Consider the following 25,275-nt stretch of genomic DNA (forward strand, 5'->3'; position numbering starts at 1 on the left):
ATCACCCATTTGCCCGAATCGCCACAAAATCGCCCGGCTCCGCCAACGCCGCCTCCACCGCCCCTGCCCCACCGCCGATCTGACGCTGGGTAACACCCGTCCGCCACCCCCAGCACGCGCCTCATCTCATATCTGAGATACGGTGCACCCATGGCAGACGACTACCTCGTACGCATCGGCAAGCTCATCCGTGACGCCCGGCAACACCGTGGCTGGACGCAGAGTCAGCTTGCAGACGCCCTGGGCACCAGCCAGAGCGCCGTGAACCGCATCGAGCGCGGCAACCAGAACATCAGCCTTGAAATGATCGCGCGGATCGGCGAGGCGCTGGACAGCGAGATCGTCTCCCTCGGTTACGCCGGCCCGATGCACCTGCGTGTCGTCGGCGGCCGCCGCCTCTCCGGCTCCATCGACGTCAAGACGAGCAAGAACGCCTGCGTCGCGCTCCTCTGCGCCTCCCTCCTGAACAAGGGCCGCACGGTGCTGCGCCGCGTCGCCCGCATCGAGGAGGTCTACCGGCTCCTGGAGGTCCTGAACTCGATCGGCGTCCGCACCCGCTGGATCAACGACGGCGTCGACCTGGAGCTCGTACCGCCGGCGGACCTCGACATGGACGCCATCGACGCGGAGGCAGCGGTCCGGACCCGGAGCATCATCATGTTCCTGGGCCCCCTGCTCCACCGCATGGACCAGTTCCGCCTCCCCTACGCGGGCGGCTGCGACCTGGGCACCCGCACCATCGAGCCGCACATGATCGCCCTGCGCCGCTTCGGCCTGGACATCACCGCGACCGAGGGCATCTACCACGCCAAGGTGGAGCCGAACACCAGCCCGGACCGCCCGATCGTGCTGACCGAGCGCGGGGACACCGTCACCGAGAACGCGCTGCTGGCCGCGGCCCGCCACGACGGTGTCACCGTCATCCGCAACGCCTCCTCCAACTACATGGTCCAGGACCTGTGCTTCTTCCTGGAGGCGCTGGGCGTGCGCGTGGACGGCGTCGGCACCACGACCCTCACCGTCCACGGCGTCCCGAACATCGACGTGGACGTGGACTACTCCCCCTCCGAGGACCCGGTCGAGGCGATGAGCCTGCTCGCCGCCGCGGTCGTGACCGAGTCCGAGCTGACCATCCGCCGCGTCCCGATCGAGTTCATGGAGATCGAGCTCGCGGTCCTGGAGGAGATGGGCCTCGACCACGACCGCTCGGCGGAGTACACGGCCGACAACGGCCGCACCCGCCTGGTCGACCTGACGGTGCGCCCCTCGAAGCTCGAGGCGCCGATCGACAAGATCCACCCGATGCCGTTCCCCGGGCTGAACATCGACAACGTCCCGTTCTTCGCGGCCATCGCGGCCGTCGCCCAGGGCCAGACCCTGATCCACGACTGGGTGTACGACAACCGGGCGATCTACCTCACCGACCTCAACCGCCTCGGCGGCCGCCTCCAGCTCCTGGACCCGCACCGCGTCCTGGTCGAGGGCCCGACGCGCTGGCGCGCGGCGGAGATGATGTGCCCGCCGGCCCTGCGCCCGGCGGTGGTGGTCCTCCTCGCGATGATGGCCGCGGAGGGCACCTCGGTCCTCCGCAACGTGTACGTCATCAACCGCGGCTACGAGGAGCTGGCGGAACGCCTGAACTCGGTCGGCGCCCAGATCGAGACCTTCCGGGACATCTAGGTCTGGCGCTCCCACCCCGGCGCGCAGGGCGGCCGGGGAGAGGCGTGACGCACGGGATGCCCCGGACTCCCCAAGGGTCCGGGGCACCCCTCGTCACGGCTCTACCGGCTCGCGAAGCCGACGAAGGCGGTCCACGCCGGACCGCCGACCACGAGCCCGGGGCGGCTCGTGTCCTTGGAGTCGCGGACGTGGACGCTGCTCGGGCTTCCGGCCACCTCGACGCACTGGCCGCCGTCCCCGGCGCTGTAGCTGCTCTTGAACCAGGCAAGCGTGTCGTTCTCGTGCTTGTTCACGTTCATCGGTCTCCCAGCAACTTCTCGATCAGGGCCTGCGAATCCCACGGTGTGAGGGCCTGAGCACGCAGGCTGCCATACGTGGCCTCCAGCTCACGGACCTTGCCCCGCTCGGTGTGCAGACGGCTGTCGCTCTGCACCTCAACGTAGGCAATCCTGCGGGCATCCCTCATCTCCATCAAGGTGAAAGGCCCCGCGAGGCCCGCGTGCTCCTCGCGATCGAGCGGCATGACCTGGATCTCGACATTGCGCGCCTGACCAACCAACAGAATGTGTTCCAGCTGCCCGCGCCAGACGTCCTGTCCTCCAAGGCGCTTGCGGAGTGCAGCCTCCTCGATCACGAAGCTGACGTGCGGGTGCGGGCGCCTGGCGAAGATCTCCTGCCTGGCCAGTCGGGCCGCGATCCGCTCCGTGATGACCGACTCATCCAGGAGCGGCCTCCACATGCCAAACACCGCTCTGGCGTACTCCTCGGTCTGTAGGAGCCCGTTGACCACATGCGTGTCGTACACGTGTAGTTCGACCGCCTCGGCCTCCAACTTGGCCGCATCGCGGAAGAACGCCGGGTACTGCGCCCGCGCGACCTCCTCCTTCATCTCCTTCAGGACCTCGCCCGCGTCCAGCAGGTCGTCCGCCTGGTCGATGAAGCGCGGCGGCGGCACGCGCCGTCCCTGTTCGTACGCGGCGATGGTCGACGCCGAGTAGCCGAGCCTCGCCCCCATCTCGGTCCGCTCCACCCCGGCCCGGATCCGGAACCGTTTCAGCTGGCGTCCGAAGACGCGCAGGATCCCCGAGCCAGGGTCCGGCGCGGCTTCGCCCGGGTCGTCGTCCTCCGGCCGCAGGGTGGGTTCGCTCATGCCCGCCATCACCTCCACCGGCCAACGCCGCTCCGCATCGGCCGTCACGCTCCGCACCGCCTACAGGCGCCGACACCTCGCATACCGCCAGTACCTGTAAGCGCTCCGTGTCTTACGCAGCGTAAGCGGCCCCCGGAAGCCTGTGCCCCATGAACAGCGAAACTTCCCCCACCAGGGCAGCCCTTGAGTTCTCGATGCGTTTCACCTCCTCGCCGCGCGGCGCCCGCCTCGCCCGTCGGCTGGTCTCCCACTGCCTCACCACGTGGGGCCACCCGTACGCCTCCCCCGCGAACCAGAAGCTGACGCTGATCGTCGCCGAGCTCACCGGCAACGCCGTCCGCCACGGGCACGTCCCGGGGCGGGACTTCCACATCCGGCTGACCGGTTCGACCGGCACCCTGCGCATCGAGGTGACCGATACGCGCAGCGAACGCGTACCGCTGTTCTCTCCCCAAGAGCCCCCCGAAGACGCCGAGTCCGGGCGCGGGCTGCTCGTCGTGGCGCGGCTGGCGAGCCGCTGGGCGGTGGTGCCGCGGGTCGGTGCGCCGGGGAAGACCGTGTGGGCGGAGGTGTGCCTTCCAGGCCAATGACCGGCAAGCACGCTTTCGGCAATCAGCCACCGCACTGTCGGTGTGCGGCGCTGGCGTCGGCCCTCCGTGTGCGCCCTGCATGGGAGTTCTGGAGGACACAGCAAACGTGAGCACCACCCGAACCGCCCACAGCGACCCGGCCACCGGCTACCGGAGCCGCTCTTCGGCTGAACCCCTACAACGATGAGCGGTTCTCCGCAGCCAGCGGCAACCCCGAACCCCGTGACACATCGCTCGAGACAGGCTCAGTACACATCCCTCTTCGTGTACGCCTGCGTGCCGAGGATCGCGCACAAGACGGTGAACGCGAGGAACGCAGCAGCGCCTGCGGCACTGGAGAGATCGCTGCCGATGAGCGTCTGCGTCATGGCACGGTCCGCTTCAGAGAGGGTGTCGGCGCTTGCAGCCATGGCTGCCCTGCCGGCGCTGAACGGAAGCCAGTCGGCAACTGGTGCCAGGCCGGGAACGAGGCGCAGCGCGAGGCCGGTTATGCGTTCGCCGAGCAGTGGCCACAGCACCAGCAGGAGCACTGCGGCAGTGCGGTTGCGCACAAGTACGGTTGTCGAGAGCGCGATCAGGGGCCAGCAAGTCATGAAGAGCACGTACCCGAGCAAGCTCGGAAGGGTGTGCGTCCAGGCGGGCTGCAGGTGTCCGGTCGCCGCGAGGCACACGCCTGCAGACAGGGCGGCGAGGATAGCACCGCCGAGCGCGGTCAAAGCTCCGATCGCGCCGCCCACCAGGAGTTTGGACATGTAGGCGGTGCGACGGCAGGCCAGGGTCAGCCACGTTGTCCTGGCCGACCCACGCGTCAGCTCGGTGGCTATTGATCCGGTTTCCAGCGGCAGGAGAAGGAGGGCGCTGAGCGGGAGCTGGAGAGCGACGGCATCCATCTGCAGCGTGGTTGCCATGGACCAGGAGGACGGGGCCGATCCCGGCTTCAGGCCGAAGGGCGTGGCCAGGCCTGCGGCCAGGTTCAGCGTAGCGATGACCGACAGGAGGACCCACGTGGAGCGCAAGGCGGCCACATGCCGCCACTCGTAGTGCAGTCCACGCACGAGTGCGACAGCGTGCGTGGGGGTGGTAGGTGTTCGGGCTTTGTCAGGGTGTGCGCCGTGGCTCATGAGACGTGGAACTCTTCTTCAGCCACTGACAGGTAATAATCCTCCAGGGATCGTGCTTGCTCGTCGAGCCAGTGGACGGGTATGCCGCATTCAACGGCGAGGTCGCCTACCTGGAATCTGTTAACCCCTCGGATCTTCGCCCTGTGGTCGCCGACCGGTTCAAAGACTCCACCCAGGCGTTGGACCGGCTGAGCAAGTTCGGAGACACGGGGACTCTCGATGGTCACCTCGGCGCCGATGCGCGCCAAGGCGTCAATATCGGTTTCGGCCACGACACGTCCTCGAGCGATGATGACGACCCGGTCGGCGAGTTTCTGCATCTCTGCCAGCAGGTGGCTGGAGACGAGAACCGCCTTGCCCTCGTCGGCGAGCTGCCTGAGCGTGTCGCGGAGCCAGCGGATGGAGTGCGGGTCGAGTCCGTTGGCCGGCTCATCCAGGATGAGCACGCCCGGATCGCCCAACACGGCCTGCGCGATCCCAGCCCGCTGGGCCATGCCCAGCGATAGAGCCTCGAGCGGCTTGTCGACGGCGGCTGTGAGGCCGACCTGTTCAACGACTTCTAGTACCCGGCTGTCCCGCACTCCTATTCCGGCTGCGACCATCCTCAGGTGCGCGGTGAGTGTGTGCCGGGGATGCCCTGCGACTCCGCCCATGACCGCGCCGACGATCCGGGCAGGGGCGCGCCAATGCGACAGCGGATGACCGAAATAGGTGGTGCGCCCCTCGCCGGCCACCAGGCCCAGCATCAACCGCAGCGTGCTGGTCTTGCCCGCGCCGTTCGCCCCCAAGAGCCCAGTCACCACTCCGTTGGGCAGCTCAAGGCGGACGTTGTCGACGACCTTCTTGCCACGGTGCCGCCAGGTCAGGTTCTCCGCGCGCACAGCAACGTGGGCGGGGGCGCCATGCCGCGGTGCTTGCAGTGACTCACCCATGATTGAGCCAGAACAGAAGACCGAAACCGAGAAGCACCATGGCTGCGAAAGCGGCACCCGGTCCAGGACGGTCTTTGCGTGCGATGCAGACCGCCAGTGCTGTCAGCGGCGGCAGCCATCCTGCAAAGTAGAGGAGCCAGCCGACACGGACGGCGGCCTCGGAACGAACGACCACGAAGGCAACGAAGGCGGCGGCGATGAACAGCGCCGGGGAGGCCCACAGGTTGCGCACGACGGTCTCACGGGTCAGGGCCACACGTTAACCTTTCAACAGATCACTCCTGCCGCCGGGCAGGGGAAGCCCGGCGGCAGGAAGCGGTCAGCCGGTGTAGTGCTCGAGGATGTAGGCGATCAGCTCCTGGACGGCGGCCCCCGGCAGCGCCTTGATGGTCCACTTGACCGGGTTGGCGTTCGACAGGCTGTTGACCCAGTTCCAGAAGCTGGTCTGGCCGCCCTTGGCCGCCTCCCAAGCCTTCCTCGCCAGGCCCGACTTCTTGATGGCCTCCCATGCCTTCTCAACGACGTGCCGCCAGCCGTCTTCCGACCCGGCGACCGGCGAGGGGCCGCCAACACCCGGCGCCTGCTGGACATCCGCCACCTGGACCACAGCCACGGTCCGGACGGGCTGCGACGTGGCCGCATGTGCAGCCGGCGCGGCGAAGCCGAAGGCAACAGCGGCGAGCGCCGAAGCACCGGCGGCACGCAGAGTAGTGCGCTTCACGTACACTCCTAGATGCGTAGCCGGGGAAGAAGGCTTGCAGGAGCGCAGGCGATGATTCCAAGCAAGACCAGTGCTCCCGCGGTCTTCTTCCCCGTTTTATTTCTCCTCGTATGCAGACCCGTTCGGCCTGCCGTGGACGTACGCAAGGACCGTACAAGGAACGGGAGTTCCGAAGCAATCGACGTGCACGTGAAGAAGATCATGCGCAACACGGCACGGAAACCTTTGCATTCTCGGGGTTCGCGGCGCATTTGGAACGCCTTGCATTCCATCGATCAATTCAAGCCGCATTGCGCGAAGCTATCGGCCACTTCGTCCAAAAGCAATCCCACACCCTCCAGCCGGTAGAGGAATTCAGCCACTGTGTTCGGACTCGATTCCGTCGAACGGACGAGCGGCCCTTTCCGGAGGACGGTCTCCGGGTGGTGCCGCGAGGGGAGTCGTGTCGCAGTCGCCGCTATTGCAGTGCCGTCCGGGCCGCCGAGGTCGCCCGATCCGGCGCAGGGACCCCGTACACGGCCGGCACCGCGACCGTGACGGCGATGGTGTCGCCTGCGAGTGACGCTCACCGCCGCCCGACCCTGCCCCCTCCCCCATCAGGGTGAATGGGCGGGCGACTCGCCCGGGGGTGGGGCGCGGCCCGGGCGATCATGGGTCGCGCGTGCACGCGACCGCGTGCCGGCCTGTACCCCGGAGGGCGGATCCATGGCCGACAGGATCACCATCGACACCGACGTCTGCATCGGCAGCAGCCAGTGCGCCCTCAGAGCGCCCTCGGTGTTCACCAGTGACGACGACGGGTTCGGGATGGTGATCCCGGGCCGCGAGGACGGTGGCGGCGACCCGATGCTGAAGGAGGCCGCCCGCGCATGTCCCGTACAGGCGATCACACTCCCCGGCACGTGACCTCCGGCTGGCTGCCCGCCGAGGAGTTCGCCGCGACCCTGCCCAAGGCCAGCGCCTTCGGCTGCCTGTTCTTCACCGACGAGCACGACCGGCCCGTCCAGCTGCGGGCCGTCTACTCGCGCAGCCACCCCTGGCAGTGGCCCGGCGGCTGCATGGACGAGGGCGAGCGCCCCTGGGAGACGGCGCTGCGCGAGTGCCGGGAGGAGACCGGCATCGTGTACGAGGGCCCCCGGCGGCTGCTGGCCACCGTCTTCGGGCTGCCGGGGAAGGAGTGGCCGCTGAGTTCGATCGGGTTCGTCTTCGACGGGGGGCGGCTGACGGCCGAGCAGGTCGACGGCATCGTCCTCGACCCGGCCGAGCACGACGACGTACGCGCCCTGCCGCTCGCGCAGTGGCGGGCGCTGATGCCGCCGCGGGACTTCGAGCGGCTCGAAGCCGTCATGGAGGCCCGGCGGGCCGGGACCGCCGCGTACTTCGACACCTGGGACTGGGACGGCTGAGCCCGCCGTCCGAATACCGCCCCGGCGGCGATTTTCGGCCAGCCCCGGCGCCGGATCGGGCCCCTCCGCCCGGCGCCGGGGCAGAATCGGCAGACCGGAACAGGTCCGGCAGGGTACGGAGTCGAGGGGGCGGCCATGGCGACAGCGGGAACAGGCACAGGAACGGGCAGCGACACCGGCACGGGCCGCGGTCGGCCGGTGCCCGTGCTGGCCGGGAGTCCGCTGCTCGGCTCCCTCTCGGAGCTCACGTCCGACGCACTCGGCACCTACCTGCGGGCCCACCGCGAGCTCGGCGACGTCGTCCGGATCTCGGCGGGCCCGCCCGGACTGCGCCAGGACCTGTACTGCGTCTTCTCCGCGGAGGGCGCGCAGCAGGTCCTGGCCTCCGAGTCGGCCAACTTCCGCAAGGACAACCCCTTCTACCAGGAGATCCGCGACTCCTTCGGCAACGGCCTCCTCACCAGCCAGGACGCGGACTACCTGCGCCAGCGCCGCCTCGTGCAGCCGCTGTTCACCAGGCGCCGCGTCGACGGCTACGCCGCGGCCGTCGCGGCCGAGACCCGTACGACGCTCGCCGCCTGGGAGCGGGTCCCGGGCGGGGTCGTCGACGTCTCCGAGGCGATGATGCAGCTGGCGCTGCGCGCGGTCGCGCGGATCCTGTTCGGGACGGACGTCGAGACCACCGTCGACGTCGTCGACCGCTGCTTCCCGGTGATCACGGAGTACGTGCTGCGCCGCGGGTACTCCCCCGTCAACATCCCGCGGACGTGGCCGACGCCCGGCAACCGGCGGGCTGCGGAGGCGCTGGAGGAGCTGTACGGGGTCTGCGACCGGATCATCGCCGAGCGCCGCTCCGGCGGGGAGGACGCGCAGGGCGAGGACCTGCTGGGGCTGCTGTCGGCGGCGTCGAGTTCCGAGGACGGCGCGTTCGACGCCGCCGAGCTGCGCGACCAGGTGCTGATCTTCCTGCTCGCAGGGCACGAGACGACCGCGACGTCCCTGGCGTACTCGCTGCACCTGCTGGCCCTGCACCCGGAGCAGCAGGCGCTGGCCCGGGAGGAGGTCGCCCGCGTGCTGGGCGACCGGGAGCCGGAGGCGGCCGACCTGGAGCGGCTGCCGTACCTGACGCGGGTGCTGAAGGAGGCGATGCGGCTGTACCCGGCGGCGCCGGTGATCGGCCGGAACTCGGTCGCCGCGACCGAGATCGGCGGGTACGCGGTCCCGGGCGGCGCCAACGTGATCCTGGCGCCGTGGGTGACGCACCGGCACCCCCGCTACTGGCCGGACCCGGAGCGCTTCGACCCGGACCGCTTCACCCCGGAGGCGGAGGCGGACCGGCCCCGGTACGCCTGGTTCCCGTTCGGCGGCGGGCCGCGCGCGTGCATCGGGCAGCACTTCTCGATGCTGGAGTCGGTGATCTCGCTGGCCGTGCTGCTGCGGGCGTACGAGTTCGAGGCGGTCGACCGGGACGTGCCGCTGAGCGCGGGCATCACCCTGCGCACGCACGGCACGCTCCGCTGCCGCGTCCGCGGCGTGGCCGGCTGAGGCGTCCCGTGGCTGCGCTGGTGTACTTCCGCAAGGTCTCCGAGACCGGAGGGCTCGTGGAGTACGAATTCGGCGACGATCCGGACGCCTTCGAGCGGCGGCTCGCCGTGGACAAGGCGTCCCGCACCTCGACCGTGCGGGACGGGCGGGTCGACCACGCGTTCCTGCTCGCTTCGCGGAAGCTCGGCGTGCTGTACGCGGAGCGGGGCGTGTGGCCGGAGCGCGGCATGAGCGCGACCTGATCACGTCACGGACGCGGATACAGGCCGCCGTCACGCCCCTGCCGACGTCGACTGCCTGCGGCCGCGGAGGCGTTCGAGGTCGGAGGGGCGGACCTTGATGGCGAAGACGGCGATGAGTGCGCCGACCAGGGTGAACGCGGCCGCGACGACGAACGCCGCGTTCACTCCGGCGGTGAGCACCTGGTCGGCCCAGGGGTCGGGCAGCCGGCCGGTGCGGCGGAAGGCGAGGAGCTGCTCCGGGGTGGCGTTGGCGAGGAAGTCGCGGGCCTGGGCGCGGCCCTCGCTGCGGGCGGCGGTGCCGAAGACGGTGACGAGGACGGACAGGCCGAGCGAGCCGCCGACCTGCTGGGTGGCGTTGAGGAGCCCGGACGCGGCGCCGGACTCGCGGTCGGGGACGTGGGACAGGGCCATCAGGGTCAGGGACACGAACTGCAGGCCCATGCCGAGCCCGAAGAGGAGCATCGGCCCGAGGACGCTGCCGGGGTAGGTGGAGTCGGCGTCGGCCCGCGTCAGCCAGGCCAGGCCGGCGGAGCAGCACAGCGCGCCGGTGACCATGAACGGCTTGGGGCCGCGGACGGGCAGCAGGTGGGAGGTGATGCCGGCGCCGACGGCGATGATGGCGCTGACCGGCAGGAAGGCGAGGCCGGCCTCCAGCGGGCTGAAGCCGAGGACGTTCTGCACGTAGAGGGTCAGGAAGAAGAACATGCCGAAGATCGCGCAGGCGAGGAAGAGCATGATGCCGTAGGTTCCGGCCCGGTTGCGGTCGGCGAACATGTGCAGCGGGGTGATGGGCTGCGCCGAGCGCCTCTCGTTGGCGACGAACAGCGTCAGCAGCACCACGGCGGCGCCGAACGACGCGAGGGTGAGCGGGTCGCTCCAGCCGTCCTCGGCCGCGCGGATGAACCCGTAGACGAGGGAGGCCATGCCGAACGTCGACAGCAGGGCGCCGGCCGCGTCGAAGTGCCCGGGGTGCCGCTCGGACTCGTTCAGGACGCGGGCGGCGAGGACGGCGATCGTTGCGGCGATGGGGACGTTGACGAAGAGCACCCAGCGCCAGTCGAGCCACTCCACGAGCATGCCGCCGGCGAGGAGTCCGATCGCGCCCCCGGCCGCGGAGACGCCTGCGAAGACGCCGAAGGCCCTGCTGCGGGCGGGTCCTTCGCGGAAGGTGGTGGTGATCAGGGCGAGCGCGGTGGGTGAGGCGATGGCTCCGCCGGCTCCCTGGAGGGCGCGTGCGGCGAGCAGTTGGCCCTCGCTCTGGGCGAACCCGCCGAGCAGCGAGGCCAGTCCGAAGAGCAGGACGCCGCTGATGAAGACGCGTTTGCGGCCGAGGATGTCGCCGGCCCGGCCGCCGAGGAGGAGCAGTCCGCCGAAGGTCAGCGTGTAGGCGTTGACGACCCAGGCGAGGCTTTCGGTGGTGAAGCCCAGGGCCGTCTGGATGTGCGGCAGGGCGATGTTCACGATGGTGATGTCGAGGACGACCATGAGCTGGCACGAGGCGATGGTGAAGAGGGCGAGCCCGCTGCCGTTGCCGCGGCCGCCCGCGCGGTCCGTGCTGCCCGCGCCGCCGCCCGGTCCGCCGCCGCCCGCGCCGTCGCCGGTGCCGTCGGTCCCCTTGCCGGGTGCTGCGTTGGGGTCCACCCTGTCGACGCTAAACCTGCCACCCCCGGTACACCACTCGAATGGCCTAACGGACACCACATGTACAGTGTGCCATTTCACATGGCACACTCGCCTGCATGGATGACTTCCTCCGGCTCTCCACCACCACCGGCCGCTTCGCGTACGGCGCCCCCCGCGCCTTCTCCTTCGGCGACGACGGCCGGCTCCTCTGGTTCCTCCGCTCCACCGGCCCCACCGACCCCCGCGACTCCCTCTGGGTCCTCGACACCTCCACCGGCACCGAGACCCTCCTCGCCGACCCGCGCCGCCTCGCCCCCGAGCCCGGCCCCCTCCCCGAGGCCGAGCGCCGGCTGCGCGAGCGGATCCGGCTCACCGCCGACGGCATCGGCAGCTACGCCCTCTCCGGCGACGGCCGCCACGCCGTCTTCGCCCTGTACGGCACCCTCTACCGCGTCGCGTACGCCGGCCCCGGCACCCCCGCCGCCCCGCCCGCCGAGGTCCCCACCGCCGGGCCCGCCTTCGACCCCCGCCCGAGCGGCGACGGCTCCCGCACCGCCTACGTCGCCGGAGACGCCCTCCACACCTCCCCCGGCGGCCGCATCAGCCCCGACGACGGCGCCCGCTGGGGCGTCGCCGAGTTCGCCGCCGCCGAGGAGCTGGGCCGCGACCGAGGCCACTGGTGGTCCCCCGACGGCGTCACCCTGCTGGCCGCCCGCGTCGCCGAAGGCGCCCTCCAGCGGCGCCACTTCGCCGACCCGGCCCGCCCCGAGCTGCCGCCCGAGGAGTTCGCCTACCCCGAGGCCGGCGGGCCCAACGCGGACGTCCAGCTGTGGGTCCTCGGCCCGGGCGGCCACCGCGTGCGCATCCACTGGGACACCGACCGCCACCCCTACCTCTCCGACGCCGGCTGGGAGTCCTCCGAAGAGATCCTGCTCACCGTCCAGGACCGGCTCCAGCAGGACGTCCTCCTGCTCAGCGCCGACCCCGCCACCGGCCGCACCCGCACACTCTCCCGCACCACCCACCCCCAGTGGGTCGACCCCCTCCCCGGCACCCCCGCCCGCCTCCCCGACGGGCGGATGCTCACCGCAGCCGACACCCCCGACGGCGCCGCCCGCACCCTCGCCGTCGACGGCCGGCCGCTCACCGGCGCCGGCATCCAGATCCGGCGCGTCGCCGGATTCCACCAGGGCCGGCTGCTCGTCGAGGCCGGCCTGCGCGACCCCGCCGAGCAGCAGGTGCTCCTCCTCGACCCCGAGTCCGGCGCGCACACGGTCCTCGCCGACGGCACCGGCGTCCCCGCCGTGCACAGCGTCATCGCCTCGGCCGGCTCGCTGCTCCTGACCGCCGCCGACCGCGACGGCGTCCGCCGCACCCTGCACACCGCCGACGGGCGGCAGTTCACCCCCGGCGACCTCTCCCAGCCGCTGCCGTACCGGGTCGCGCCGCTGCTGGAGCGCGTCACCGAGCACGGCGTCCCCACCGCGCTCGTCCTGCCCCGCGGGCACGTCCCCGGCAGGCGGCTGCCCGTCCTCGTCGACGGCTACGGCGGGCCCGGCTTCCAGGACGTCAGCGCCGAGCCGCGCCGCTGGCAGTACCGCCAGTGGTGGGCCGACCAGGGCTTCGCCGTCGTGACCGCCGACAACCGCGGCACCCCGTACGTCTCCCCCGCCTTCACACACGCCATGTACCGCGGCTTCTCCGACGTCACCCTGGAGGACCAGACCGCCGCCCTGCAGGCCCTCGGCGCCCGCCACCGCGACCTGGACCTCACCCGCGTCGGCGTCCGCGGCTGGTCCTACGGCGGCTACCTCGCGGCACTCGCCGTCCTGCGCCGGCCCGACGTCTTCCACGCGGCCTCGGCCGGCGCCGCGCCCACCGACTTCCGGCACTACGACACCGCGTACACCGAGCGCTACCTCGGCCTGCCCCAGGACCACCCCGAGGTGTACGAGCGGGACTCGCTGATCCCCGACGCGCCGAAGCTGACCCGTCCGCTGCTGCTCAGCACCGGCCTCGCCGACGACAACGTCCACCCCTCCCACACCCTGCGCCTCTCCCGGGCCCTGACCGACGCGGGCCGCCCCCACCAGCTGCTGGCGCTGCCCGGCGTGACCCACATGACCCCCGGCGGGGTCCGGGAGAAGCTGATGGCGCTGGAACTGGACTTCTTCCGCCGCGAACTCGCCGCCTGAGGCCGTACGCCCGCCGGAACGGCGAAGGGCCCCGGAGCCGACCGTGTCGGCGCCGGGGCCCCCTCCTTCCCGGGTTAACCCGTCAGTCGCCCGGGAAGTGGCAGGCCACCTCGCGGGAGGCGGCGATCCGCAGCAGGGGCCGCTCCGTGCGGCACACCTCCTGCGCCTTGGGGCAGCGCGGGTGGAAGGAGCAGCCCGGCGGCGGCGCGGCCGGGCTCGGCGGGTCCCCGAGCAGGACGATCCGCTCGCGCCGCCGCTCCGCCGCCGGATCGGGCAGCGGCACGGCGGACAGCAGCGCCCGCGTGTACGGGTGCTGGGGGGTGTCGTACAGGTCGCGCTTCGCGCCGATCTCGACGATCCGGCCCAGGTACATGACCGCCACCCGGTCGCTGACCCGCTTCACCACGGACAGGTCGTGCGCGATGAACACGTACGACAGCCCGAGCTCCTCCCGCAGCCGCTCCATCAGGTTGACGATCTGCGCCTGCACGGAGACGTCCAGCGCGGACACCGGCTCGTCGGCGACGATCAGCCGCGGCCCGGTGGCCAGGGAGCGGGCGATGCCGATGCGCTGCGCCTGCCCGCCGGAGAACTCGTGCGGGTAGCGGTCGATGTGCTCGGGGATCAGCCCGACCAGCTCCATCAGCTCCGCGGCGCGGCGCCGGGCGTCGGCCGCGGACCAGCCCTGCACGAGCAGCGGGTCGGAGATGATCCGGGAGACGGTCTGGCGCGGGTTCAGCGAGGAGTGCGGGTCCTGGAAGACCATCTGGACGTCGCGGCGCAGGGGCCGCAGGGCGCGCTGCGACAGGCGGGTGACATCCCGGCCGTCGAAGACGACCGAGCCCGAGGTGGGCTCCAGCAGGCGGACGAGCATCCGGCCGGTGGTGGACTTCCCGCAGCCCGACTCCCCGACGAGTCCGAGGGTCTCCCCCGCCGCCAGGTCGAAGGAGACCCCGTCGACGGCGCGGACCGGCGCGCCCCGGCGGCCGGTCGCGGAGCGCCGGCCGGGGAAGGCCATGGTGAGGTCCCGCACCGACAGCAGGGCCGCCGGGCCCGCCCCTTCCGGGCTTCCGGCGGGCGGCGCGGCGTGGATGGGTGTGGTCATGGGGCCGCCTCCTCGGCGATGGGGGATCCGGCGTAGTGGCACGCGGCCGCCCGGCCGGGGCGGTCCCCGTACGGCAGCAGCGGCGGCCGCTCCTGCGTGCAGCGGTCCGTGGCCACCGCGCAGCGCGGGGCGAAGGCGCAGCCGGGGGCCGGGGTGAGCAGGGAGGGAGGGGAGCCGGGGATGGCGCGCAGCGGGCCGTCGTCGCCGTCGTCGGCGAGGCGGGGCATGGAGTCGAGCAGGCCGCGGGTGTACGGGTGGGCGGGGTCGGCGAACAGGGTGTCGACGTCGGCCTGTTCGGCGGCCCGGCCGCCGTACATGACGAGCACCTCGTGGGCGACGCGGGCGACGACGCCCAGGTCGTGGGTGATCATGACGATGCCGAGGCCGCGCTCCTGCTGGAGGCGGGCGAGGAGTTCGAGGATCTGCGCCTGGACGGTGACGTCGAGGGCGGTGGTGGGCTCGTCCGCGATGAGCAGGTCGGGCTCGCAGGCCAGCGCCATCGCGATCATGGCGCGCTGGCGCATGCCGCCGGAGAACTGGTGCGGGTACTCGCCTGCGCGGCGGGCGGGTTCCGGGATGCCGACCTCGCCGAGCATCTCCACGGCGCGCTTGCGGGCGGCGGCGCGGCCGCTGCGGAAGTGGACGCGGACGTGTTCGGCGATCTGCTCTCCGACGGTGTAGTAGGGGTGGAGGCTGGACAGCGGGTCCTGGAAGATCATGGCCATCTTCCGGCCGCGGAGCCGGGAGAGGTTCTTCTCCGCCATGCCGGTGAGCTCCTGCCCGTCGAGGCGGACGGAGCCCTCGACGTCGGCGCCGCGGTGCAGGCCCATGACGGCGAGCGAGGTGACGGACTTCCCCGACCCGGATTCGCCGACGATGCCGAGGGTGCGGCCGGCCTCGACGGTGAAGTCGAGGGAGTCGACGGCGCGGACGGGCCCGCGCGGGGTGCGGAAGGTGACGCCGAGGCCGCGTACGGCGAGGAGCGGCGCGTCGGCGCTGCGGGGGGTGCCGGTGGCGGCGGTGGCTTCGGTGGCGGCCATCAGTACCTCACCCTCGGGTCGACGACGGCGTACAGGAGGTCGACCGCGAGGTTGGCGACGACGATGAAGAAGGCGGCGAGCAGGGTGACGCCGAGGACGACCGGCTGGTCGGAGCTGACGAGCGCGCCGTAGAACAGCCTGCCGATGCCGGGGAGCCCGAAGATGGACTCGGTGATGACGGCGCCGGCGAGGAGCCCGCCGAGGTCCATGCCGAAGATGGTCAGGATCGGCGTCATGCCGGAGCGCAGGCCGTGTTTGACGACGACGGTGCGTTCGGGCATGCCCTTGGCGCGGGCGGTGCGGATGTACGGCTCGGCCATGGCCTCGATCATGGATCCGCGGCTCTGGCGGGCGTACATGGCGGCGTAGAGCAGGGCCAGTGCGGTCCAGGGCAGCAGGAGGTTGGAGGCCCAGCCGAGCGGGTCGGAGCCGAAGGGGGTGTAGGCGGGGTAGGGCAGCAGTCCGGCGATGCGGATGACGCCGTAGATGAGCATGACCGACGTGAAGTAGACCGGCAGGGAGGCGGCCGCGACGGCGCCGACCATGAGGGCCTTGTCGGTGGCGGTGTCCTTGCGCAGGGCGGCGGTGACGCCGGCGCCGAGGCCGAGGACGAGCCACAGGACGGCCGCGCCGAGGGCGAGGGAGGCCGAGACGGGCAGGCGGTCCATCAGCAGGTCCCACACGGGCAGGGAGTTCTCGTACGAGTAGCCCAGGCAGGGGAAGTCGCAGCGGACGGCGTACTGGCCGGTGCCGAGGGTGCGGCCGGTGAAGATGCCGGTGAGGAAGTCGGCGAACTGCCGCCACAGCGGCAGGTCCAGGCCGAGGTAGGCGCGGACGTCGGCGATCCGCTCGGGGCTGCAGGTCTTGCCGCAGGCCGCCGCGGCGGGGTCGGAGGGCAGGACGTAGAAGATGAGGAAGGTGACGGCGGCGATGGCCAGGAGCACGCCTGCGAGGGCGAGCAGCCGGCGGGCGAGGTAGAGGATCAACTGCGGCTCCCCCTCGGGTCGAGGATGTCGCGCAGGGCGTCGCCGAGCAGTGTGAAGGCGAGGACGGCCAGGAAGAGGAAGGTGCTGGGGATGGCGAAGTACATCGGGTCGGTCTCGTAGAAGGCCACGGACTCGGCGATCATCTGGCCCCAGGAGGGGGTGGGCGGGCGGACGCCGACGCCGAGGTAGCTGAGGGCGGCCTCGGTGCTGATCATGCCGGGGATGAGCAGGGTGGTGTAGGCGATGACCGGCCCGGAGACGCCGGGGAGGATCTCGCGGGTCAGGATCCGCCAGGAGCCGGAGCCGGCGACGCGGGCGGCGTCGACGTACTCGCGGTGCTTGAGGGAGAGGGTCTGGCCGCGGACGACGCGGGCGACGCCGGGCCAGCCGAAGACGCCGATGACGGCGGTCATGAGGACGATGCGGTTGACGTCCTTGGCGACGGACAGCATCGCGATCATGAAGATGAGGGACGGGAAGGACATCGTCAGGTCCATCAGGCGGGACAGGACGGCGTCGGTGCGGCCGCCGAAGTAGCCGGCGGCGATCCCGGCCGCGGTTCCGGTGACGACGACGATCGCGGTCGCGGAGAACGCGATGAGCAGGGAGACCTGGGCGCCGGTGACGACGCGGGCGAACAGGTCGCGGCCGGTGACGGGTTCGACGCCGAGCCAGTGCTCGGGGCTGATCCCGCCGAAGGAGCCGAGGGGGAGGCCGCCGAGGTAGGGGTCGACGGCGGACTTGTCGAACTCCTCGGGCGACCAGCCGCCCAGGGCGCTGAGCCAGGGGGCGGTGGCGGCCATCAGGACGAAGAGGGTGACGACGCAGAGGCTGATGCGGACGGCGGGGCGGCGGCGGAGCTCCCGCCGGGCGAGCTGCCAGGGGCTGCTGCCCGGGGGGAGCGTCTCGGCCGTCGCGGCCTGGGGGGCTGCGGTGGCTGTCATGGGTGTCGTGGGTGTCGTGTCTCGGGTGCCGGGGCCGTTCAGCCCTGGCTCTTCGAGGGGTCCTTGAGGCCGACGGTCGCGTAGTCGATGGTGCCGGTCCACACGGGGTGGCCGAAGGCGCCGGCGATGTTGGTGCCGACGAGGAGGGGCTTGCGCTCCAGCAGGACGGGGATGGAGGGCGCCTTCTTCATGATCTCGGCGTCGAGGTCGATCCAGGCCTGGTTGGCCTGCTTGGCGTCGGCCATGGCGTTGATCTCGTCGATGCGCTTCTGGACGGCCTCGTCCCGGAACTGGGCGTAGTTGCCCTGGTTGCCCTTCTCCTTGATGGTGCGGCCGTCGAAGACGAACGGGATCCAGGTGGAGCCGGAGGGGTAGTCGGGGCACCAGCCGGAGAAGGTCATGTCGGGGGTGGTGGAGAGGTCGCCGATGACGTCGTAGTAGGCGCCGGGGTCGACGGTGTCGATGACGACCTGGACGCCGGCGCGGGCCAGGCCCTGCTGGATGGCCTCGGCGGCGCCCTTGTCGCCGGTGGAGACGGAGAGGGAGACCTTCAGGCTCTCCTTGCCGGCGGCCTTGAGGAGCTCCTTGGCCTTGGCCGGGTCGCCGGCCGGGGCGATCTTGAGGGTGTCGGCCTGCTTGCCGCCGGTGAGGGCGGGCGGCAGGTAGGCGGTGGCGATCTCGTTGAGGGCGGGGCCGCCGCCCGCGGTGATGACCGCTTCCTTGTCGAGGGCGTAGTGCATGGCCTCGCGGACCTTCGGGTCGTTGAAGGGGGCGCGGGAGTTGTTCAGGTGCAGCATCGTGGTGCAGCCCTGGGACTCGGCGAGGAGGCGGGACTTGACGTCGGGCTTGGGCAGGACCTTGGGGGCGCTCTCGGGGCGCATGTCGGAGTACTGCACGGCGGAGGCGTCGGCGCCTTCGGAGGCGATGATGCGGTCGTCGATCTGGCCGCCCTTGAGGCCCATGACGACGACGAACCTGTCCGGGTAGGCCTTGCGGACCTGGTCGGTCGCGGGGTCCCAGTGCTCGTTGCGGACGAGGACCAGCTGCTTGTCCCGGTCGTAGGTCTCGATCTTGTACGGGCCGGAGGAGAACGGGCGGGCGTCGTACTGGGTGCCCTTCTCCTGGGACTGCGGTACGGGCGCGAAGGTGGGGAGGGTGGCGGTCGCGGAGAACTCGGCGACGGGGCGCTTCAGTTCGAAGACGATGGTGCGGTCGTCGGGGGTCTTGACGGAGTCGAGGTGCTGCCCCTGGAGCGGGCCCTTGTAGTTCTCTCCGCCGGCGAGGTACTGCGCGGCGTAGTCGGGGCCGCCGGTGAGGTCGGGGGCGAAGGACCGCTCGACGTTGTACTTGATGTCCTGGGCCTTGATCGGGGTGCCGTCCTCGTACTTCAGGCCCTCCTTGAGGGTGAAGGTCCAGGTGCGGCCGCCGTTGGAGGGGGTGCCGAGGTCGGTGGCGAGGTCGGGGACGAGCTCGCTGCCGGCCTTGCCGGGCTCGGCCTTGAAGGTGACGAGGGTGCGGTAGAGCAGCCGGGTGCCGAAGTCCATCGCCGGCATCGTCCAGTTGCGGGCCGGGTCGAGGTGGGAGAAGTCCTGGTTCGACAGGACGGTGAGGGTGCCGCCCTTGACCGGGGTGCCGCCGAGGACCTTGCCCTCGTTGGCGGCGGCGGGGTTGGCGGCGCCCTTGTCGGCGGAGCCCTTCTTGGGGTCGGAGCATCCCGTCGCGCCGAGTGCGATGGCCGCCACCAGGGCGGTGGCGAGGGCGAGTTGGCTGCGCTTGGTCATGGTCACTCCAGTGAAGGGCCGCGCTCTATGATGTGACCGGTAACATAGTAATGTGAAATTGCACTGACAAGGGATCGGCACCGCCGTTATCCAGCCGTGTCCAAATCCGGTGGTGTGCGGTCCGCTCCGGACCCCCCCGCCGACGCGCCACGGGCGGCCGGAAATGCCCTTGCCCGCCCGGCGACGGCGTCGTTGGATGGCCCTTTCGCTCAAGCGGGCTCCCAGGGGGATACATGGAGACGACAGGGTCGGGGGTGCCGTCGCAGCCGCCGGCGCCGCCCAGGCCGACGGGGTCGGCGGCGCAGCCGGGCGGGGTGCCGCCCGTTCCGCAGCGGCCGCCCGGCGCGGCGCCCGCACCCGCCGGGAAGGGCCGGCCGCTCGACCTGACCGTCACACGGCGGCTGCTGTGGGTGGGCGGGGCCGTGTATCCGCTCGCGAACGTCGCGCGGGTCTACACCTTCGTCCTCCGCCCCCGGCGCAAGGAGGCCGTGCTGCAGTGGCTGCGGCGGACGGCGGTCACGCTGCTCGCGGCGCTGGGCTTCACCCTCTTCGGGGCCATTGCCGAGGCCCTCACGCGCGGCGAGAGCGGCTTCGGCGGCGTCCTCCCGTTCGTCTGGATCGCCGCCGTCGCCGCCCTGGTCTGGTTCGCCGCCGACATGCTCGCCGTCGTGACGGCGTCCTCGCACTTCACGCTCGGGGTGGAGACGAACGGCCAGTCGACGGCCCTCGCCACCGGCGCCCCCGCGCAGCTCGAGGAGGCGGTCCACCGGATCGCCTACGCCATCGAGCACCCGGACACGGAGCTGCGGCTGACGGTGGAGCAGCTCTCGATCAGCAACCCGAGCAACTACTACTTCGGCGACACGGTCAACATGTACGGCGGAAACGGCAACGTGGGGATGCGCAGCGCATGAGCGGGGACAGCTACAACTTCGGCAACGTCGTCAACATGCACGGCGGCCAGGGCAACACCGGCATGTCGTTCGGCGGGGGCGCGGCGGCGGGGCCGGCCCTCTCCCCCGCCGCGGAGCGGGCACTGCTTGAACTGCTGCCGCTGGTGCAGGAGTTGCGGACACGGGTGCCGCAGGTGGCCGTGCAGCGGATCGACGAGTCCCTGCCGGCCCTCTCGGCCGACGCCGCCGTCTCGCCCGAGCAGCGGTACAACGCGCTGACCGCGGTCGCGGGCATCGCCGCGACCGTCGGGGCGATCGGGCAGCCCGTGGTCGAGGCGGTCAGCGCGCTGCTCGGGCTGCTCGGCGGCTGAGCCGGCCGACCGTTCGGCCCGGGCCCGGGCCCGGGCCGAACGGTCGGCCGGCCGGCCGGCCGGCCGGCCACGGGATTCAGCCGGTGAGGCCGGAGCCGAGGCCGCCCGCCGCGGGGCGGCCCACCGGCTCGTCGCGGCCCTCCGCCCACAGCGAGCGGACGTGGCCGAGGTGGCGCGCCATGCACGCCTCGGCCGCCTCCGCGTCGCCCGCGATCATCAGGTCGAGGAGTTCCAGGTGCTCCTCGGCGGAGGAGACCAGCTTGCCCGCCTCGTCCAGGCCCGTGAGCCCGTAGAGGCGGGAGCGCTTGCGCAGGTCGCCGACGGTCTCGACCAGGCGCTCGTTCCCGGCGAGCCCCAGCAGCGTCAGGTGGAAGCGGCGGTCCGCCTCCAGGTAGCCGATGAGGTTGTGCTCGCGGGCGCTGGTGACGATCTCCTCCGCGATCGGGCGCAGGGCCTCCAGCTGCTCGCGGGCGGCCATCCGGGTGACCCTGCCGACCGTGGGGACCTCGATCATCGTGCGGAGTTCGGTGTACTGGTCCAGGTCGCGTTCGCTGACCTCGGTGATCCTGAAGCCCTTGTTGCGGACCGGCTCGACCAGGCCCTCGCGGGCGAGGTCGAGCATGGCCTCGCGGACGGGGGTGGCGGAGACGCCGAGTTCGGCGGCGAGGCCGGGGGCCGAGTAGACGCTGCCGGGGCGCAGTTCGCCCGCTATCAGAGCCGCTCGGAGCGCGTGGCCGACCTGGTCGCGGAGCCGTTCCTGGGCCTTGATGAGGCTGTGCTGCTTCAGGTCACCCATTGCTTGTCCTCCGAGAGATCGCAGAGGAACAGCGTACAATGTCACGTTTCGCTGTTCTTCCCGGCGGCCGCGTACAGCGCCACCGCCACGGCGAGATCCTCCCAGGCCATGCCCACGCTCTTGAAGAGCTGTGGACAACCCGCCGGGCCCGGCCCCGGCGCCCGCCCCGCGACCAGGTCGGCCAGCGTGGCCGTGATGCAGCCGGGCCCGATCGCCCCCTCCGCCTCCGGAACCAGCAGGTCCCCCGCCTCCCGCAGGGCCGCCGACCGGGCTTCGACGTACACGGCAGAGCGCCGCACCAGCGCCGTGTCCGTCTCGCGGGCGTCCGGCTCGTGCGAGCCGACCGCCACGACCACCGCGCCGGGCGCGACGAGCCGCCCGTCGAAGAGCGGGGTGCGGGCCGTGGTGCAGCACAGCACCAGGTCCGCCCCGGCCACGTCCGCCGCGCTGCCCGTCCGCGCCGGGACACCCAGTGTGCGGGCGTGCTCCGCAAGGGCCTTCGCGCCCGGGCCGCCGGGGTCCCGGCCCACGACGACGGCCTCGGCCAGCTCCCGCACCGCGGCCGCGGCTTCGAGGTGCCCGTACGCCTGCGGGCCCGTCCCGAAGAGCACCAGCCGCAGCGGCCGCCCGGCCGGGGCGAGGTGCCGCAGGGCCAGCGCCGAGACCGCCGGTGTGCGCAGCGCCGTGAGGGCGGCGCCGTCGAGGAGGGCGAGCGGGCTGAGGGTGGGCCCGTCGAGGAGGAGGTAGGAGCCGGTGATCCGGGGCAGGCCGCGCGCCGGGTTTCCCGGCGCCACCCCGGCGATCTTCACACCGGCGTACGCCCCCTGCGCGGCCGGCATCAGCAGCAGTTCCCCGCCGCCCGGCACGGCGACCGCGCTGCGCTGCGGGCAGGCCTCCGGGTCGAGCCCCGCGCGCAGGGCGTCGGCCAGGGCGTCGGCCGCCGCGGCGGGCCCGAGCAGCGCGGTGATCTCGGCGGCGCCGATCTGCCGGATCACAGCAGGAAGCCGGCGCCGAGCGCGTCGTGCGGGTCGAGCGTGAAGCGGTGCTCGCCGGTGCGGTACGCGCTGCCGGTGACCTCGGTGACCAGGCCGTCCGGAGCCTCCCCGGGCGCGGCGGCCGCGGGGGCGATCCGGCCGGTGAACACCGTCCCGGCCACCGACTCGTGCAGCAGGGAGTCCTCCGGTCCGAGGCGGCCGTCCTCGGCGAGGAGGGCGAGCCGCGCGGACGTGCCGGATCCGCAGGGCGAGCGGTCCACCTGTCCGTCGGCGAAGACGGTGACGTTGCGCTGGTGCGGGCCGAAGGGGGTGTCGGGGAGCTCCTCGTGGAAGATCACCCCGTAGACGCCGGAGAGCAGCGGCCCGTCCGGGTGCCAGGTGGCGGGGTGCGCGGCGAGCGCGGTGCGGATCTCGCGGCCGGCGCGCACCAGGTCCCCGAGCGAGGCCCGGGAGACGTCCAGGCCGAGGTCGCGCGCCCGGACGGAGGCGTAGCAGGCGCCGGCGTGGGCGATGTCGGCCTCGGCGAGGCCGAGGCTGGTGGCGACGGGGACCTTCCGGGCGCCCACCCGGGCCGCGACGTTGCGGAAGGTGACGCCGGTGGTGCGGCCGCCTCTGCGGTGGACGGTGGCGGCGACCCGGCCCGACGGCACGTCGATCCGCACCGGGACGTCGCCCTCGTCGGGGGCGGGCACCCGGCCGGTGTCCACGGCCCAGGCGCCCAGCGCCATGGTGCCGTGGCCGCAGGCCGTGGAGTAGCCGTCCTTGTGCCAGAAGAGGACGCCGAAGTGGGCGCCGTCGTCGTCCGGGGGCACGACGAACCCGCCGTACATCCCGGCGTGGCCGCGCGGCTCCTGCACGAGCAGGCGCCGTACGGAGTCCAGCGCGCCGGGCCTCGGCGCGGTGCCGGAGCCGCCGGGGCCGATCGCGGTGGCGCAGCGCTCGGCGACGGTGTCGCCGGGGGCGGGCGGGAGGCCGGGGTCGGCGGTGTCGACGATCCGGAACGGCTCTCCGGCCGCGTGGTAGTCGGCGGTGCGCACCTCGGGCGCGGCGGGGTCGTCGGCGGTCACAGGAGGAACCCTCCGGGGAAGGGGTCGGACGGGTCGAGGAAGTACTGGGCGGTGCCGGTGATCCAGGCCCGCCCGGTGACGGCGGGCACGACGGCCTCGTACCCGCCGACGGTGGTGCGGCCGACGAGCCGGCCGGTGAACTCGGTGCCGATGAAGGACTCGTTCACGAAGTCGGCGCCGAGGCCGAGGAGGCCGCGGGCGTGCAGCTGGGCCATGCGCGCGCTGGTGCCCGTACCGCAGGGCGAGCGGTCGAACCAGCCGGGGTGGATGGCCATGGCGTGCCGGGAGCGGCGGGCGTCGGAGCCGGGGGCCGCGAGGTAGACGTGCTTGACGCCGGCGATGGCGGGGTCCTCGGGGTGGACGGGCCGGTCGGCGGAGGCGTTGACCGCGTCCATGACGGCGAGTCCGGCGGCGAGCAGGTCGTCCTTGCGGGCGCGGTCGAAGGGGAGGCCGAGGGCGTCGAGTTCGACGAAGGCGTAGAAGTTGCCGCCGTAGGCGAGGTCGTAGGTGACGGTGCCGTATCCGGGGACGTCGGCCTTGAGGTCGAGGCCGGCGCAGAAGGCGGGGACGTTGGTGAGGGTGACGGCGGTGGCCGCCCCGTCCTCGACGCGGACGTCGACGGAGACCAGTCCGGCGGGGGTGTCGAGGCGGACGGTGGTGACCGGCTCGACCGCCGGCACCATGCCCGTCTCGACGAGGACGGTGGCGACCCCGATGGTGCCGTGCCCGCACATGGGCAGCAGGCCCGACACCTCGATGTAGAGGACGCCGAAGTCGGCGTCGGGGCGGGTGGGGGGCTGCAGGATCGCGCCGCTCATCGCGGAGTGGCCGCGCGGCTCGTACATGAGCAGGGTGCGGACGTGGTCCATGTGCTCGATGAAGTGGAGCCGTTTCTCGGCCATGGTGGCGCCGGGGATCACCCCGACGCCCCCGGTGACGACCCGGGTCGGCATGCCCTCGGTGTGCGAGTCCACCGCGTGGTAGATGTGGCGCGTGCGCATGGGTTCCCCCGGTTGGCTAGTTGAGTCCCTCGGCGAGGGCCTTCTCGGTCGCGGCGCGGACGGCCGCCTCGGTCTCCCCGGTCAGCGGGAAGCGGGGCGGGCGGGTGGCGCCGCCCGGGCGGCCGGCGAGGTCCATGGAGAGCTTGATGGCCTGCACGAACTCCGTCTTGGAGTCCCAGCGCAGCAGCGAGTGCAGGGACTTGTAGAGCGGCAGCGCGGTGTCCAGGTCGCCGGCGACGGCCGCCCGGTAGAGGGTCGCGCAGGCGGCGGGCAGCGCGTTGGGGTAGCCGGCGATCCAGCCGACGGCGCCGGCGAGGGCGAGTTCGAGCAGGACGTCGTCGGCGCCGATCAGGAGGTCCAGGCCGGGGGCGAGTTCGGCGATCTCGTAGGCGCGGCGGACGTCGCCGCTGAACTCCTTGACGGCGACGATGCTGCCGTCGGCGTGCAGCCGGGCCAGCAGGGCGGGCGTGAGGTCGACCTTGGTGTCGATCGGGTTGTTGTACGCGACGACGGGCAGGCCGGCGCGGGCCACCTCGGCGTAGTGGGAGCGGACGGCGGACTCGTCGGCGCGGAAGGCGTTGGGCGGCAGCAGCAGGACGGAGCCGGCGCCGGCCTCGGCGGCCTGCTCGGCCCAGCGGCGGGCCTCGGCGCTGCCGTAGGCGGCGACGCCGGGCATGACGCGGCTGCCGTCGCCGGCGGCCTCGACGGCGGTGCGCACGACGCGGGCCCGCTCCTCGTCGGTGAGGGTCTGGTACTCGCCGAGGGAGCCGTTGGGGACGACGCCGTCGCAGCCGTTGGCGATGAGCCACGCGACGTGGTCGGCGTAGGCGTCGTAGTCGACGGAGAGGTCCTCGCGCATGGGCAGCGCGGTGGCGACCATGATGCCGTGCCAGGGGCGGGTGCGCGGGTCGGCGGCGGTGGGCGCGGGGGTGTGCGCGTCGGTCATGAGAAAGCTCCCTCGTGTGGTGTGTGACATTTTACTAGTGGGTTGAACTCGGCCACAAGACTCCGGACGGGCCGGGTCAACGGGGCCGGGGCAAGAGGGGGGCGCAGGGGGCCGGGGCCCCCGCCGCCCGCGGACGCAAGCCGTC

The 25,275-nt window shown here is 72.3% G+C and carries 27 protein-coding genes; 10 read left to right on the plus strand and 17 right to left on the minus strand.

The window, feature by feature from the left end; translation table 11 throughout:
• Positions 1 to 150: 150 nt before the first annotated feature.
• Positions 151 to 1,680, plus strand: coding sequence for a helix-turn-helix domain-containing protein (locus MUK52_RS06690; protein WP_114054734.1), 1,530 nt, complete (start codon positions 151 to 153; stop codon positions 1,678 to 1,680).
• Between the two features lie 101 nt (positions 1,681 to 1,781).
• Here MUK52_RS06690 and MUK52_RS06695 read toward each other — a convergent pair whose 3' ends face one another.
• On the minus strand, positions 1,782 to 1,979 hold the full coding sequence (locus tag MUK52_RS06695; protein ID WP_284575040.1) for a DUF397 domain-containing protein: 198 nt from the start codon (positions 1,977 to 1,979) through the stop codon (positions 1,782 to 1,784).
• The gene (locus MUK52_RS06700; protein WP_284581668.1) at positions 1,976 to 2,830 is read right to left on the minus strand and encodes a helix-turn-helix domain-containing protein; all 855 of its coding nucleotides are present in this window, start codon (positions 2,828 to 2,830) and stop codon (positions 1,976 to 1,978) included. Before MUK52_RS06700 ends, MUK52_RS06695 begins: the two co-directional genes overlap by 4 nt.
• Positions 2,831 to 2,979: 149 nt before the next feature.
• On the opposite strand from MUK52_RS06700, the gene MUK52_RS06705 reads away from it, so the two are divergent.
• Positions 2,980 to 3,420: an ATP-binding protein gene (locus MUK52_RS06705; protein WP_284575043.1), complete on the plus strand. Its 441-nt coding sequence runs from the start codon at positions 2,980 to 2,982 to the stop codon at positions 3,418 to 3,420.
• Between the two features lie 245 nt (positions 3,421 to 3,665).
• Here the strand turns inward: MUK52_RS06705 and MUK52_RS06710 are convergent, their stop codons facing one another.
• The 4 genes from MUK52_RS06710 to MUK52_RS06725 all read right to left on the minus strand — a co-directional run bounded on the left by MUK52_RS06710 (position 3,666) and on the right by MUK52_RS06725 (position 6,194).
• Positions 3,666 to 4,475 (minus strand): hypothetical protein, encoded by an 810-nt coding sequence (locus MUK52_RS06710; protein WP_284575044.1) that lies wholly within the window; start codon positions 4,473 to 4,475, stop codon positions 3,666 to 3,668.
• A gap of 62 nt (positions 4,476 to 4,537) precedes the next feature.
• Positions 4,538 to 5,473, minus strand: coding sequence for an ABC transporter ATP-binding protein (locus MUK52_RS06715; RefSeq protein ID WP_284575046.1), 936 nt, complete (start codon positions 5,471 to 5,473; stop codon positions 4,538 to 4,540).
• A complete protein-coding gene (locus MUK52_RS06720; RefSeq protein ID WP_284575047.1) occupies positions 5,466 to 5,729 on the minus strand; it encodes a hypothetical protein in 264 nt (87 codons plus the stop codon). The genes MUK52_RS06715 and MUK52_RS06720 overlap by 8 nt, the downstream gene beginning before the upstream one ends.
• 63 nt (positions 5,730 to 5,792) lie before the next feature.
• Positions 5,793 to 6,194, minus strand: coding sequence for a hypothetical protein (locus tag MUK52_RS06725; protein WP_284575049.1), 402 nt, complete (start codon positions 6,192 to 6,194; stop codon positions 5,793 to 5,795).
• A 442-nt stretch (positions 6,195 to 6,636) separates the two neighbouring features.
• Here MUK52_RS06725 and MUK52_RS33145 point away from each other — a divergent pair, with 442 nt between their 5' ends.
• The 5 genes from MUK52_RS33145 to MUK52_RS06745 all read left to right on the plus strand — a co-directional run bounded on the left by MUK52_RS33145 (position 6,637) and on the right by MUK52_RS06745 (position 9,387).
• Positions 6,637 to 6,756: an excalibur calcium-binding domain-containing protein gene (locus MUK52_RS33145; RefSeq protein ID WP_350205028.1), complete on the plus strand. Its 120-nt coding sequence runs from the start codon at positions 6,637 to 6,639 to the stop codon at positions 6,754 to 6,756.
• Positions 6,757 to 6,899: 143 nt separating this feature from the next.
• Positions 6,900 to 7,100 carry a ferredoxin gene (locus tag MUK52_RS06730; RefSeq protein WP_114054689.1) on the plus strand — a complete coding sequence of 67 codons (201 nt, stop codon included), beginning with the start codon at positions 6,900 to 6,902 and terminating at the stop codon, positions 7,098 to 7,100.
• Positions 7,097 to 7,600 carry an NUDIX domain-containing protein gene (locus MUK52_RS06735; protein ID WP_284575050.1) on the plus strand — a complete coding sequence of 168 codons (504 nt, stop codon included), beginning with the start codon at positions 7,097 to 7,099 and terminating at the stop codon, positions 7,598 to 7,600. Before MUK52_RS06730 ends, MUK52_RS06735 begins: the two co-directional genes overlap by 4 nt.
• A gap of 135 nt (positions 7,601 to 7,735) precedes the next feature.
• A complete protein-coding gene (locus MUK52_RS06740) occupies positions 7,736 to 9,145 on the plus strand; it encodes a cytochrome P450 (RefSeq protein ID WP_114054687.1) in 1,410 nt (469 codons plus the stop codon).
• A gap of 8 nt (positions 9,146 to 9,153) precedes the next feature.
• Positions 9,154 to 9,387: a hypothetical protein gene (locus MUK52_RS06745; RefSeq protein WP_284575051.1), complete on the plus strand. Its 234-nt coding sequence runs from the start codon at positions 9,154 to 9,156 to the stop codon at positions 9,385 to 9,387.
• 30 nt (positions 9,388 to 9,417) lie between these two features.
• Here MUK52_RS06745 and MUK52_RS06750 read toward each other — a convergent pair whose 3' ends face one another.
• Complete coding sequence (locus MUK52_RS06750; RefSeq protein ID WP_281277969.1) at positions 9,418 to 10,890, minus strand: MFS transporter; 1,473 nt, start codon at positions 10,888 to 10,890, stop codon at positions 9,418 to 9,420.
• Between the two features lie 236 nt (positions 10,891 to 11,126).
• On the opposite strand from MUK52_RS06750, the gene MUK52_RS06755 reads away from it, so the two are divergent.
• A complete protein-coding gene (locus MUK52_RS06755; RefSeq protein WP_284575053.1) occupies positions 11,127 to 13,205 on the plus strand; it encodes a S9 family peptidase in 2,079 nt (692 codons plus the stop codon).
• Positions 13,206 to 13,287: 82 nt separating this feature from the next.
• Here the strand turns inward: MUK52_RS06755 and MUK52_RS06760 are convergent, their stop codons facing one another.
• The 5 genes from MUK52_RS06760 to MUK52_RS06780 are packed head-to-tail and all read right to left on the minus strand — an operon-like array spanning position 13,288 to position 19,061.
• The gene (locus tag MUK52_RS06760) at positions 13,288 to 14,310 is read right to left on the minus strand and encodes an ABC transporter ATP-binding protein (RefSeq protein ID WP_114054684.1); all 1,023 of its coding nucleotides are present in this window, start codon (positions 14,308 to 14,310) and stop codon (positions 13,288 to 13,290) included.
• The gene (locus MUK52_RS06765) at positions 14,307 to 15,350 is read right to left on the minus strand and encodes an ABC transporter ATP-binding protein (protein ID WP_114054683.1); all 1,044 of its coding nucleotides are present in this window, start codon (positions 15,348 to 15,350) and stop codon (positions 14,307 to 14,309) included. Before MUK52_RS06765 ends, MUK52_RS06760 begins: the two co-directional genes overlap by 4 nt.
• Entirely contained in the window at positions 15,350 to 16,336 is a 987-nt protein-coding gene (locus tag MUK52_RS06770) for an ABC transporter permease (RefSeq protein ID WP_114054682.1), read from the minus strand. Before MUK52_RS06770 ends, MUK52_RS06765 begins: the two co-directional genes overlap by 1 nt.
• Complete coding sequence (locus MUK52_RS06775) at positions 16,333 to 17,280, minus strand: ABC transporter permease (protein WP_114054681.1); 948 nt, start codon at positions 17,278 to 17,280, stop codon at positions 16,333 to 16,335. The genes MUK52_RS06770 and MUK52_RS06775 overlap by 4 nt, the downstream gene beginning before the upstream one ends.
• A gap of 38 nt (positions 17,281 to 17,318) precedes the next feature.
• Complete coding sequence (locus MUK52_RS06780) at positions 17,319 to 19,061, minus strand: ABC transporter substrate-binding protein (protein WP_284575054.1); 1,743 nt, start codon at positions 19,059 to 19,061, stop codon at positions 17,319 to 17,321.
• A gap of 233 nt (positions 19,062 to 19,294) precedes the next feature.
• On the opposite strand from MUK52_RS06780, the gene MUK52_RS06785 reads away from it, so the two are divergent.
• Both MUK52_RS06785 and MUK52_RS06790 read left to right on the plus strand, forming a co-directional pair.
• Positions 19,295 to 19,975: a DUF6232 family protein gene (locus tag MUK52_RS06785; RefSeq protein WP_281277909.1), complete on the plus strand. Its 681-nt coding sequence runs from the start codon at positions 19,295 to 19,297 to the stop codon at positions 19,973 to 19,975.
• Positions 19,972 to 20,325, plus strand: coding sequence for a hypothetical protein (locus tag MUK52_RS06790; protein WP_114054679.1), 354 nt, complete (start codon positions 19,972 to 19,974; stop codon positions 20,323 to 20,325). The genes MUK52_RS06785 and MUK52_RS06790 overlap by 4 nt, the downstream gene beginning before the upstream one ends.
• 76 nt (positions 20,326 to 20,401) lie before the next feature.
• Here MUK52_RS06790 and MUK52_RS06795 read toward each other — a convergent pair whose 3' ends face one another.
• Genes MUK52_RS06795 through MUK52_RS06815 form a run of 5 tightly spaced genes read right to left on the minus strand, consistent with a single transcriptional unit; the run spans position 20,402 to position 25,130 of the window.
• Positions 20,402 to 21,121, minus strand: coding sequence for a GntR family transcriptional regulator (locus tag MUK52_RS06795; protein ID WP_114054678.1), 720 nt, complete (start codon positions 21,119 to 21,121; stop codon positions 20,402 to 20,404).
• A gap of 41 nt (positions 21,122 to 21,162) precedes the next feature.
• Positions 21,163 to 22,116 (minus strand): ornithine cyclodeaminase family protein, encoded by a 954-nt coding sequence (locus tag MUK52_RS06800; RefSeq protein ID WP_502963546.1) that lies wholly within the window; start codon positions 22,114 to 22,116, stop codon positions 21,163 to 21,165.
• Entirely contained in the window at positions 22,113 to 23,183 is a 1,071-nt protein-coding gene (locus MUK52_RS06805; RefSeq protein WP_284575056.1) for a proline racemase family protein, read from the minus strand. Before MUK52_RS06805 ends, MUK52_RS06800 begins: the two co-directional genes overlap by 4 nt.
• Positions 23,180 to 24,184 (minus strand): proline racemase family protein, encoded by a 1,005-nt coding sequence (locus MUK52_RS06810; protein ID WP_114054677.1) that lies wholly within the window; start codon positions 24,182 to 24,184, stop codon positions 23,180 to 23,182. The genes MUK52_RS06805 and MUK52_RS06810 overlap by 4 nt, the downstream gene beginning before the upstream one ends.
• A gap of 16 nt (positions 24,185 to 24,200) precedes the next feature.
• Positions 24,201 to 25,130, minus strand: coding sequence for a dihydrodipicolinate synthase family protein (locus MUK52_RS06815; RefSeq protein ID WP_114054676.1), 930 nt, complete (start codon positions 25,128 to 25,130; stop codon positions 24,201 to 24,203).
• Positions 25,131 to 25,275: the final 145 nt, after the last annotated feature.

It is taken from the genome of Streptomyces sp. 2P-4 (assembly GCF_030167965.1).
Lineage (GTDB): Bacteria > Actinomycetota > Actinomycetes > Streptomycetales > Streptomycetaceae > Streptomyces > Streptomyces globosus_A.

What these genes read in the sequence shown, in the direction of transcription:
- MUK52_RS06690 (WP_114054734.1), top strand. Translation starts at nt 151, where the DNA reads ATGGCAGACGACTACCTCGTACGCATCGGCAAGCTCATCCGTGACGCC.
- MUK52_RS06695 (WP_284575040.1), bottom strand. Translation starts at nt 1,979, where the DNA reads ATGAACGTGAACAAGCACGAGAACGACACGCTTGCCTGGTTCAAGAGC.
- MUK52_RS06700 (WP_284581668.1), bottom strand. Translation starts at nt 2,830, where the DNA reads ATGAGCGAACCCACCCTGCGGCCGGAGGACGACGACCCGGGCGAAGCC.
- MUK52_RS06705 (WP_284575043.1), top strand. Translation starts at nt 2,980, where the DNA reads ATGAACAGCGAAACTTCCCCCACCAGGGCAGCCCTTGAGTTCTCGATG.
- MUK52_RS06715 (WP_284575046.1), bottom strand. Translation starts at nt 5,473, where the DNA reads ATGGGTGAGTCACTGCAAGCACCGCGGCATGGCGCCCCCGCCCACGTT.
- MUK52_RS06730 (WP_114054689.1), top strand. Translation starts at nt 6,900, where the DNA reads ATGGCCGACAGGATCACCATCGACACCGACGTCTGCATCGGCAGCAGC.
- MUK52_RS06740 (WP_114054687.1), top strand. Translation starts at nt 7,736, where the DNA reads ATGGCGACAGCGGGAACAGGCACAGGAACGGGCAGCGACACCGGCACG.
- MUK52_RS06755 (WP_284575053.1), top strand. Translation starts at nt 11,127, where the DNA reads ATGGATGACTTCCTCCGGCTCTCCACCACCACCGGCCGCTTCGCGTAC.
- MUK52_RS06760 (WP_114054684.1), bottom strand. Translation starts at nt 14,310, where the DNA reads ATGACCACACCCATCCACGCCGCGCCGCCCGCCGGAAGCCCGGAAGGG.
- MUK52_RS06765 (WP_114054683.1), bottom strand. Translation starts at nt 15,350, where the DNA reads ATGGCCGCCACCGAAGCCACCGCCGCCACCGGCACCCCCCGCAGCGCC.
- MUK52_RS06775 (WP_114054681.1), bottom strand. Translation starts at nt 17,280, where the DNA reads ATGACAGCCACCGCAGCCCCCCAGGCCGCGACGGCCGAGACGCTCCCC.
- MUK52_RS06780 (WP_284575054.1), bottom strand. Translation starts at nt 19,061, where the DNA reads ATGACCAAGCGCAGCCAACTCGCCCTCGCCACCGCCCTGGTGGCGGCC.
- MUK52_RS06785 (WP_281277909.1), top strand. Translation starts at nt 19,295, where the DNA reads ATGGAGACGACAGGGTCGGGGGTGCCGTCGCAGCCGCCGGCGCCGCCC.
- MUK52_RS06790 (WP_114054679.1), top strand. Translation starts at nt 19,972, where the DNA reads ATGAGCGGGGACAGCTACAACTTCGGCAACGTCGTCAACATGCACGGC.
- MUK52_RS06795 (WP_114054678.1), bottom strand. Translation starts at nt 21,121, where the DNA reads ATGGGTGACCTGAAGCAGCACAGCCTCATCAAGGCCCAGGAACGGCTC.
- MUK52_RS06810 (WP_114054677.1), bottom strand. Translation starts at nt 24,184, where the DNA reads ATGCGCACGCGCCACATCTACCACGCGGTGGACTCGCACACCGAGGGC.
- MUK52_RS06815 (WP_114054676.1), bottom strand. Translation starts at nt 25,130, where the DNA reads ATGACCGACGCGCACACCCCCGCGCCCACCGCCGCCGACCCGCGCACC.